The sequence below is a fragment of the Limnothrix sp. PR1529 genome, assembly GCF_002742025.1.
Taxonomy (GTDB): domain Bacteria; phylum Cyanobacteriota; class Cyanobacteriia; order CACIAM-69d; family CACIAM-69d; genus CACIAM-69d.
Window position 1 is genome coordinate 1 of record NZ_LIRO01000141.1, and the last position, 1672, is coordinate 1672.

A 1672-nucleotide genomic window follows, 5' to 3' on the forward strand; every position below is an offset into this window, starting at 1 on the left:
ACGGGCATTCCAACGGCGAGTTGTGTTGTTGGGGGGGGCGGGGATTGGGGGGCTTGGTTTGTTGGGGGGCTTGGTTTGGTTTGTTCGCCAAGTTCGGAATAATGAGCATTTTGGTTGGGATGAAGCGGATGCGGAGCTGGAGGCGGATTTTGATCCTTTGGCGGATCCAGATGCCATAGAGGGTTTGGAGGCGATCGACCCTTGGGGTGCTCCGTTGGCTCCGGCGGCGCGATCGACCCGGCCCCGGGATGTGGGCCCCACCCTCGATGCCCACAGTGCGGCAGCCCACAATGGTCAAAACGCGATGGCGTTGGAAACGGCCGCCCCGATCGACTCCAAGCCAGAATCCAAGTCGGAATCCAAGCCAGAGTCAAAACCCCGTCGCCGGTTGTTTCCCTGGCAAAAACCAACCCCGGCAGCCGATTCCGAACTCTCTGCCGACCCTTCAGAGGCGGCGGCTCCGGCTCCTGCGGAATCCAAAGCGCCTGAACCGGCCACGCCTGCGCCCTTGCCCAATCCGGCGGCTAATGCGGCTGCGCCGAAAGCCGCACCCAATGCCGCACCCAACCCGACGGCTCCCTTGCCCAGTCCAACGGCCCTTGCGCCTACTCGGGTGGTGCAACCGAGCCTGATTGAGCGGGCGATTCAAAATCTCCGCAGCGACAACGCGGCCGATCGCCGCAAGGCCATTTGGGAATTGGGACAACGGGGCGACTCTCGGGCCCTGCGTCCCCTGATGGATGTGTTGCTGAATGGGGATTCCAAGCAACGAAGCCTGTCGATCGCGGCTTTAACCTCGATCGGGTCGCGGGTGTTGGAACCCACCCTGGAGGCGATGGCCCTGGCCCTGCGGGATCCGAATCCGGAAGTGCGCACCAATGCGATTCGGGATTTAACGCAGGTTTATGAACAAGTGACTCGCCTCAGCCAAATGATGGGCATGGCGGCCCGCGACCCGGATCAACAGGTGCAACAGACTGCGAGTTGGGCCCTGGGCAAGTTGGAGCAGGTACGGGCGATCGCGGAAACGGTTCAAACCGGCGGCAGCAGCGCGTTTAATGCTTCATCTTTGACGGAATCGCCTCTGATGGCGGGCATTGCGCTGCTGGACAATGACCAACCGGCGGAAGCGGCTCCCCTGCTGGAGGCGGCGATTCGGCAACATCCCAGCGATCCCGATGCCCATTTGGCTCTGGCGAAGGCCCTGGAGGCCCACGGCGCACAGGCCCAGGCCCTGCAAGCAGCGATCGCGGCGAGAGATCTTTACGCCTATCAAGGCCGTGGCGAAGCGGCTAAGGCAATTGAACAGACTTGGCAAGCAAGGGGGCTTGACCCGGATCAGGCGGCCTATCGGGTGGCCTGGGCTGGGGTGCTGATCCAACAGGAACAGTGGGACGAGGCAACGAAGGAACTGGAGCAGGCGATCGCCCATAATCCTCACGACCCGGAGCCACACCTGGTGCTTGCCCGTCTACGTCGATCTCAACACCGTTCTGCTGAGGCGATCGAGCATCTGAAACAGGCCCGAGATCTTTACTTGGCCTTGGGAGACCAACCGGCGGCCGATCGATTACAAACCCTGATTCAGTCTTCTTGATCGGTCTTCCTGAGAGGATTTGGGTCGGGTTTTGCTCGATTGAATTTGCCCGGTTTATAGTACATTCAATTAGGA

The 1672-nt window shown here is 61.1% G+C and carries 1 protein-coding gene; it reads left to right on the forward strand.

The window, feature by feature from the left end:
• The coding region (locus AMR42_RS19110) for a tetratricopeptide repeat protein (RefSeq protein WP_234407107.1) at positions 1-1597 on the forward strand (1597 nt) is incomplete at its 5' end.
• Positions 1598-1672: the final 75 nt, after the last annotated feature.